13 protein-coding genes are annotated in these 7,583 nt (G+C 38.8%); 4 read left to right on the forward strand and 9 right to left on the reverse strand.

Annotated elements, in window-relative coordinates:
- Nucleotides 1-173: 173 nt before the first annotated feature.
- From MRT15_RS07790 to MRT15_RS07830, 9 genes are all read right to left on the reverse strand, one after another.
- Nucleotides 174-452 (reverse strand): hypothetical protein, encoded by a 279-nt coding sequence (locus MRT15_RS07790; protein ID WP_304329493.1) that lies wholly within the window; start codon nucleotides 450-452, stop codon nucleotides 174-176.
- Nucleotides 453-590: 138 nt separating this feature from the next.
- Nucleotides 591-1,205, reverse strand: a complete 615-nt coding sequence (locus MRT15_RS07795; RefSeq protein ID WP_304329495.1) for a hypothetical protein — start codon at nucleotides 1,203-1,205, stop codon at nucleotides 591-593.
- 85 nt (nucleotides 1,206-1,290) lie between these two features.
- Nucleotides 1,291-1,443, reverse strand: coding sequence for a hypothetical protein (locus tag MRT15_RS07800; protein ID WP_304329497.1), 153 nt, complete (start codon nucleotides 1,441-1,443; stop codon nucleotides 1,291-1,293).
- Between the two features lie 118 nt (nucleotides 1,444-1,561).
- Nucleotides 1,562-1,801 carry a hypothetical protein gene (locus MRT15_RS07805; protein ID WP_304329499.1) on the reverse strand — a complete coding sequence of 80 codons (240 nt, stop codon included), beginning with the start codon at nucleotides 1,799-1,801 and terminating at the stop codon, nucleotides 1,562-1,564.
- Nucleotides 1,802-1,931: 130 nt separating this feature from the next.
- On the reverse strand, nucleotides 1,932-2,855 hold the full coding sequence (locus tag MRT15_RS07810) for a hypothetical protein (RefSeq protein WP_304329501.1): 924 nt from the start codon (nucleotides 2,853-2,855) through the stop codon (nucleotides 1,932-1,934).
- Nucleotides 2,856-3,269, reverse strand: coding sequence for a hypothetical protein (locus MRT15_RS07815; protein ID WP_304329503.1), 414 nt, complete (start codon nucleotides 3,267-3,269; stop codon nucleotides 2,856-2,858). It abuts the gene before it with no gap.
- A gap of 23 nt (nucleotides 3,270-3,292) precedes the next feature.
- Nucleotides 3,293-3,880: a hypothetical protein gene (locus tag MRT15_RS07820; RefSeq protein ID WP_304329505.1), complete on the reverse strand. Its 588-nt coding sequence runs from the start codon at nucleotides 3,878-3,880 to the stop codon at nucleotides 3,293-3,295.
- A 6-nt stretch (nucleotides 3,881-3,886) separates the two neighbouring features.
- Complete coding sequence (locus MRT15_RS07825) at nucleotides 3,887-4,327, reverse strand: hypothetical protein (protein WP_304329507.1); 441 nt, start codon at nucleotides 4,325-4,327, stop codon at nucleotides 3,887-3,889.
- The gene (locus tag MRT15_RS07830; protein ID WP_304329509.1) at nucleotides 4,321-4,620 is read right to left on the reverse strand and encodes a hypothetical protein; all 300 of its coding nucleotides are present in this window, start codon (nucleotides 4,618-4,620) and stop codon (nucleotides 4,321-4,323) included. The genes MRT15_RS07825 and MRT15_RS07830 overlap by 7 nt, the downstream gene beginning before the upstream one ends.
- A gap of 55 nt (nucleotides 4,621-4,675) precedes the next feature.
- Here MRT15_RS07830 and MRT15_RS07835 point away from each other — a divergent pair, with 55 nt between their 5' ends.
- From MRT15_RS07835 to MRT15_RS07850, 4 genes are all read left to right on the forward strand, one after another.
- On the forward strand, nucleotides 4,676-4,867 hold the full coding sequence (locus tag MRT15_RS07835; protein WP_304329511.1) for a hypothetical protein: 192 nt from the start codon (nucleotides 4,676-4,678) through the stop codon (nucleotides 4,865-4,867).
- An 80-nt stretch (nucleotides 4,868-4,947) separates the two neighbouring features.
- On the forward strand, nucleotides 4,948-5,235 hold the full coding sequence (locus tag MRT15_RS07840) for a hypothetical protein (protein ID WP_304329512.1): 288 nt from the start codon (nucleotides 4,948-4,950) through the stop codon (nucleotides 5,233-5,235).
- Between the two features lie 96 nt (nucleotides 5,236-5,331).
- Nucleotides 5,332-5,637, forward strand: coding sequence for a hypothetical protein (locus MRT15_RS07845; RefSeq protein ID WP_304329514.1), 306 nt, complete (start codon nucleotides 5,332-5,334; stop codon nucleotides 5,635-5,637).
- On the forward strand, nucleotides 5,606-7,582 hold the full coding sequence (locus MRT15_RS07850; protein WP_304329516.1) for a DUF2341 domain-containing protein: 1,977 nt from the start codon (nucleotides 5,606-5,608) through the stop codon (nucleotides 7,580-7,582). Before MRT15_RS07845 ends, MRT15_RS07850 begins: the two co-directional genes overlap by 32 nt.
- The last annotated feature ends 1 nt before the right edge of the window (nucleotide 7,583 follow it).

A 7,583-nucleotide genomic window follows, 5' to 3' on the forward strand; every position in this document is an offset into this window, starting at 1 on the left:
CGACCAGTTGAGAGAGGCAATTGAGAAGCTTGAGAAAAGGGTAAGCCTACTGGAAGTGAAGGTTCAGCAATTGCAGTGGCAAACACAATACAAACATTAATTTTTCCCTTTATGATTTGGCATATTATAATTACATTATATAATGTAATTATATTATGGCTTTATGGTTTGGCTTAAAGCTTGAATGTTGATGCTCCAACGATCCCAATGGTTGCTAGGATTGGGATTGCCCCTGCAATTGCTGAGGGGAGGTAGTTTTCACTCACATATCTAGCTCCATAGGTTGGGAACCTAGTGTAGCATATCATTCTCGGGTCCGGTATTGGGCTTAGCCTTGTAAGTATGAACCAGCCTAGATCCATTCTATTCTCATTCCACTTCCTTGCTTCTTCAACCAGTCCAGCCTTCAAAGCTTCATTTTTCCTGAATGCTAGGGTCAGGTCCCCATCCATCAGCCATGAAAACGCTGATGATGACTTTGACAGGGAAATCTAGGTTGCACCATTCAAAAATGCTTGGTCGTGATGATCAAGTTGATGATAAGGTATCCCATCTTTAAAGCTGAAACCCTAAGGGGAAGTTTAGGATCATCACTTGATGGTAACCCGTATAGTTTGTTGTCTTCCTAGTTTTTCCAATGCTTTTTTGAAGTTATATAAATTAACTTTAAATATGTCTATGGTCTTCATATTATCGGTCTTAATTGATTTCCCCCATGTTATCCATATCTTACCGTATTTCCCGCTATAGGTTTCAGGGATCGTGGTATCTAACCCATCAAATTGTAATAATATTTCGGGATTATTTTCCCTCCAAAATCCCAAATACCATTTATTATAACCTTTAAACGTATTTAAAAACCAATTTACGTCATAATCCCTGAAATGCTTTCTATGTGGGAAACCAACAAAATCAAATTGAACCGCATACCTGTATTCCTCTTTTTTATGCAGTGGGAAAATCCATTTTACATGTGGAAACTTCCTCTTAAGCATTAATGCGTTCTCATACTGATAATCTGGTGCAATTGCATACTGAACATCATACTTCATAATATGATTAATTAAATACATAACCTTACTTTTACCCTTCTGAACGTAATGATTATCTATAAATTCAGGATATGTTAAAAAACCAAACTCCTTTATTAGTTCTCTCTCCTTAACTGAAAAATGAATGCATGGTAATGCGATTATTAGGTTCACATTATCCTATAATTTAAAGTATTAGTTTTAAAACGTTTCGGATTTCATGTAAAAACTAACGATCCAAAAAAGGGATCCTAATACATTATATATATGTTATTATAAGGGATCTTAGGAAACTTAAAACCTTCATCATCATTTCATCGGCTCTACATATTGCTTTAAAGCTTAATTCCTTATATTCCTCTTTACCATAAACATTTAACGCTTGTTTCACGATTTCAAAAGCTTCATCCATGTTTGGAATATAAAAGAGAAAAAATGTTTAGAAGTGATGATAAGGTTGATGATGGGGTTCATGATAAACTAATGATGGCTAAATGGAATGCTATGGAGAAAAAAAGGGAGTTTTGGATTTAGGTTTTCACTGCCCACCTTTTCTTTGTTGCAAGTCTGCGAAGTGTTAATGCTAATCTTGCCCGCTTCCCAACTTTTCCAGGCTTTTTTGCGAGCTTTTTAAGTATGCTAACTTTTATTGTTCCACGACTTGTGAATCCCCTGCTACCATACACCTTCTTGACATATCTCCGCAATGATCCTGGATTTTTAATTGCCTTCTGAATCCAATATTCAACTTTCTTCTTTCTCTTCCCCATCGTAAATCTTCACTTTACAATTTGTTAATTGTAAAAATAAAAATTTTACTAAAACCCACATTAACACCATATATTACAATATAGTAGACTGCATATATATCTCAAGATAAATATATATTTGGGTTAGTGGTTAAATTTCTTTTTTAATTATGTTTTCATTTTTTATTTTGAAGTATGTTCCACATCTATTGCATTTCACCATATCCCCTATTTCATATTTTCTTCTTGGGAGCCATATGTGTCCATTGGGGCATTTGAGTAGTGTTATTGTTTCTCCACTGCTTTTTTCTTGTTCTTCTTGTGGTGTTCCAATTATTTTTTCTTTTGCCATTTGAACTGCTTTTCTCCCTAATTCCAATCTTTTCTTCCAGTATTGTTGCCATATTTGTGGTGGGGCTCCTTGAATTGTGTAGTCATATATTCCGTTTTCAATTGTTGGACGCTTAATGTATGTGCTGTTTCCATCGTAGTAGTTGGGTAGATCGATTTCTCTAAGCGCCTTATAGTATGAGGCTGTGGGTTTACTGATGAATCTTGCAATCCAAACTTCAATTGTCTTGTTGTCACGCATGCATTTTGGGAATCTTTGAAGTTTTGGGGCTGTGGCAATAATTACGCTTGCAATAGTCCTATATGCATCAAGCATTTTTCCAACCTCCTCATAAATGTCTATGTTGGTTCTAAACGATGTAGCTGGGAAGTGGACGCCCACATCATCCCATAATAGCAGTGTATAACGCTTCCCCTCAGGTAATGCTTCAGCCTTTTCAATTACATCCATTGGAGTGAAGCATAAATGTTTAAGGACCTCCATCCAATCCCCTAAAAGCTGATAGGCTAAATATAGCATGAAGCTGCTTTTACTGCTACCTTGATTCCCCCAAATTAATATCATTTCATAGCCGTTATGCTCAATTGCCCATTTACAGTAATCCAGGATTCCCCATCCCTCAACATATAACCCAATCTTCTTAGCCTCCTCCAAAGGCTCCTCAGCATGCTTCAGGTCCTCCAATAAACTTCTATCAATAATCTCATATTTGGATTCACTCATTTACTTCGCCTCCCTAATTGGCTCAAGCTTCATAGGTTGCCTCGTGACACTGGTCCCCATACCTCCAAGCGGCGAGAAGGGCATGCTCATGAAAATCCTATGCTCATGGCATTCAGTCATAAGCGCATCCAATATTCCGCTTAGATGATTCAATTTAAACTGGTTTATCCGATACAGTCTTGTTTGTTCACTTAACCCTTCATCGTTTAGTTTGCTGCGGACCTCCCCCAACTCCTCCTCATACTTGCTCCAAGCCTCTTTTATGGCATTCTTGATTCGCTTGGGCATTATGCTTATGAATATCTTTAAAGCCTTCTCCATAGCTTCCCCATCCCCAACAAAGTAGCTTCGATAAATATCCCTAAGAATCTCAGTAACCAAATTTACGAAGCTTTCCTGCAACTGCTTAGTCATATCCATTCACCCATAAAAATGGTTTAGATGGATTTAATTATTATTGCACCTCCAATCACTATGAATCCCAATATTATGCTTGCAATGATCACGTATTTCAATAGCCTAGAGTATTCCTCCTCTTTGAGGGCTAATGCCACTGATTTAACGTGTTCCATTGCAGAGTAGAGTGCGCTTGGTGTAAAGCTTTGTGTGACAACTTCCTCTAACCGCTTATGCAGTGGAATTGTTTCAATAACTTTTTTGCCATCATTTTCGTATGGTGGATTTGCAGCTGCCTCAATTGGAATTGTAGTTGCAATTGGAGTGTAAGCTATGCTTACGGTTTTAGTTTGCTTCCCCTGCCTCAATAGATATACGCCATCTTGATGGATGAAGAATGCCCCAAGATTGGCTACTTCCAACAAACTTCCACCCTTAATTGATTTGACTGGCTGCAATTTCATGTTTTTATGTTTATCCACAATGATGAGTAGGCTTGATGCACTTGCAACATTACTCCAATTCCTCAATAATAGCCATCTCCATGCAAGCATGAAGACAATTAAAAGCATTAGAATGTCAATTGCAAATCCCGCAAGTTGGCTTCCAGTAAGCAGGTCCCACAACATGATTTTTCACCCGAAAATTCGGCTTAGGAATCCCCCTTCACTCTTCTTTTGCCCTGGCTGAGTTTGCTCAAATCTTCTCGTTACAGCCATCCTAAGTGTGAATCCCTCCTCTCCACGACTTATCCTAGCCATAAGTGAAGCTTCAGCTTGAGCCTTCAAAATTAAAAAGTCGAATGACAACTGCCCTTTATTGTGAAGCTTCTGTGTAAGCAAATCCAATGAAAGCAATCCGTTATGCATAATTATCTTCTTAGTCTTATTATCAAGCTTGCCAGTTGGAATATTAATGTCCTGTAGCAGATAGTATAATTCGTCGAGCCTCTCCTTAGCCAATACACGTCTAAAAGCCCTCATAATGGCTTCATCACGCAAATCGAAAACTTGCGGTGGAACACCAACCTCAGGAACTTCTGGTATACTCTTCTCCACCTCATCTTCCTCTACCATTCCTCACCACTCCTCCTTTTAGCCATATTCATTGCTGTGGCAATTAACCCTAATATTGAAATGAATGCCAATGTTCCAAAAATATATTGCATGAGTATCATGCCCGTATAGTATTCACCACTATTTGTGACTGTTGGGGCTGAGAGAGCGGCAAACATGTTGAGTAGTAGTGATGTTGAATGCGTAATTAAGCGTCCCCTTGGACTTATAATTGATGTGCAAAGCATAAGTATTCCTCCACCAGCAATCAATAACCAAACATTGAGCGGTAAGCCTTCAAGTAACGTTACCATCCTAATATGCACCTATGGAAAAAGATAAATTTACGTAATATAAAAGATTATCTTGATGTTTAGACGTCAAAGGAAACGTGAAAAGAAGACTGTTATACTTTCAATTAGGCTTACTCCAAGCCAGTATAGGCTTTTAAGGGAGTATTGCAGTGATGAGCCGATTGGAGCATTCATAAGGCGTTTACTTAGCGATTGGATTGAGGAGAAGCCTAAACGTAAAACAATATTCGATAAGCTGTTCGAATAACATTGAGTATCACAATGTAATACACATGCTAATTTGGAAAACTTTTTATTCATAAATTACGCAATCATACATGATAAACCATGTTCAAGAAAAATATTAGGGGAAGCGCAAATCTCAGCAACATATTCATTGGCTTAGCAACGGTTTTGGCTGTGGTATTGATTTCAATAATGATTGCCGGCGTATTGAGTGGGCAGATAACATCACTGTTCCCGAAGCTTAACGTTACAAGCACATGGATAAACCTCGCCAACACTGCTCAAAGCTACATTGTAACCACATTCTCACTCGTATTAATTGCAATACTACTGCTTGGATTCGTAATAATACTTGGAGTTCTAAGGAAGTTTGGTGGGAGAGCAGAGTAAATTCAAATCCGCTGAAATGACCCACCTATATGGTGGGGGAACATAAATTCACAATAATCTTTTTATTTACGTAAAATACATGTTTCATTGATAGATATGGCTAAAGGTTTAGTTTACATTTGGATTGGCGTTCTAATTGCCCTTACAACATTATATCTATCCTTCCAATTCCTCGTTCCAATCCTCGGCATGCTTGACAGTGAAATTCAGAAAATCATAATTGGAGGACAAGTTGAAATGAGCAGCACTTGGGTGGACTTCTACATGTATTGGGTTCCAATTTTAAGGAACTTCTTCGGATACTTGACTGTTGCATGCTTCATATCACTATTAGTCTATGTGATCGTCCAATCGGCACGGAGGGAGCCTGATGAGGAGGAGCAAATATATCCAGTGGAGTAAGCTGACTGCAGTAATATTGGTGCTGGTCCTCATACAATTAATGCTTCCATTAAATCACGTTTACTCTGCGGATCAGAATTGGCTGGTGGGATGGAAGTATAGACGCAAAATATATGTGGAAAACCCAACAAGCCAGAGTTTAAGCAATTATCCAGTGAAGCTGGTAATTGACACTTACACTCTTATTGGTCAGGGGAAGCTTAGATTGGATGCTGGGGATTTAAGGTTCACGGATTGGGATGGAGTTACACAATTAAAGTATTGGGTGAATAAAACCACAGTGAACACGGGGAACACTGAGGTTTACGTTAGATTGAGCATTCCAGCTAAGAGTTATGTTACAATCTACATGTATTATGGTAATCCAACAGCCACTGATAACAGTGACCCATTTACCAAGCCAATATATCCAAGCCAAATTATCCCAATATCCAGTTATGCCGATTGGCAACAAGTAAACGTTCAAGCATATGCTGGAAGCCTCCCAATATTCAGTTTAAATTCAACTTTAATTGGAGATGCAATTGATTGGCGTATTCCAAAGCCGTTGAATACTCCAGTCTACCTGTTGAATGCAACCACTCAACCCCTAACTTCAAACGTCACACTTCCATCTGGAACCTATACCTTGAATGTCTATGGGTATACATCCATGTATACGTTGAGTTTAACTGGAAGCTTCACTGCACGATTATATAAGCGGAGCGGCTTCAACACTGTTACCATTCTAGCCTCAGCCACAGTTACCTTATCATTCAATTTGGACGTATACACTTACTTCACAATTTCAGTTCCAATGCAATTGTCAAGTAGCGTCCAAGTAAATGCGGGTGAAGTGCTTGGTGTGGATTTGAAGGCGACATTCACAACCTACAGCAGTTCAAATTGGGCATGGTATTATCTTTCGCATGGAAACACTAAACTAACATTTCCATCCACAGTGAATCTGGCTCAATATGGAAGTGTGAACACGCTTTACCCTACAAGGCCAATATATGGGCTTTACACATGGCAATGGGGAGGAATCAATCAATGGGCTGAATACATGAGGTTCACAGGCTACTACTATAAATTCAACGTTTCATTAACCGGTCAAATACAGCCAAACAGCTATTCAGCATCAGTAGGGGGAGGGATAAATGCATTGTTCAATGCCACACAAAACAACACTGTGCTTGGGTCCGCAACATACACTTCCACAACACCCACAACATATACATTAGCCCAAAACGTGAATGTAACAATTAGCAATCCACTATCAATAATGGGGATATGGAGGGTGGGGTCCTATACGGGTCCATGGGAGCCATTCATAATTAACAGTTTAAATTTGCAATATTGGGATATGCGTTACATTGACAACTCCACATATACATCCATATTCGATTACACTTCGCGGAGAACATATTATCAGCATAAAACCATGCCATACAACTCCACACATGAATGGTACAGCATTCCAAACTATAAATACAATGTAATCAGATACATGCAATCCGTTTTCCCATACAGTGTTCCAAGCATTGTTTGGGATAATGTTAGGCTTGCATGGGTTTACACAGTTCAAACAGTAAACGTCTATTGGGTTGGAGATGAAACATATACTCCGCCAAGCCAAACTGAGCAGTATATCATTTTCCCAAACTTCACAGTAAGCAAATATGTGGAAAACTGGTTTAGGGTGAATGCCACATGGGGCTCCATAAACTTCGGCAACTTCACCGATTATACACGTATGATTGCCCAATCAACTGTTGGAAGGCTGGCTTTAACTGCAATTCCATTCATAATATTATTGGTGGCTGGTGGACATTACGCGGGGATAGCAATACTTATCAGTAGTGCCATTGCCCTTGTCATTCAGTTAAGCGTAAAGGATATAGTGTCGCTCTTCACAATTCCATTCTTGGGGGTAATGATGTTCATAGGTATTGGCATTGTTTAGG

Source organism: Candidatus Culexarchaeum yellowstonense, from assembly GCF_024707025.1.
In the GTDB taxonomy this organism is placed as follows: Archaea; Thermoproteota; Methanomethylicia; order Culexarchaeales; family Culexarchaeaceae; genus Culexarchaeum.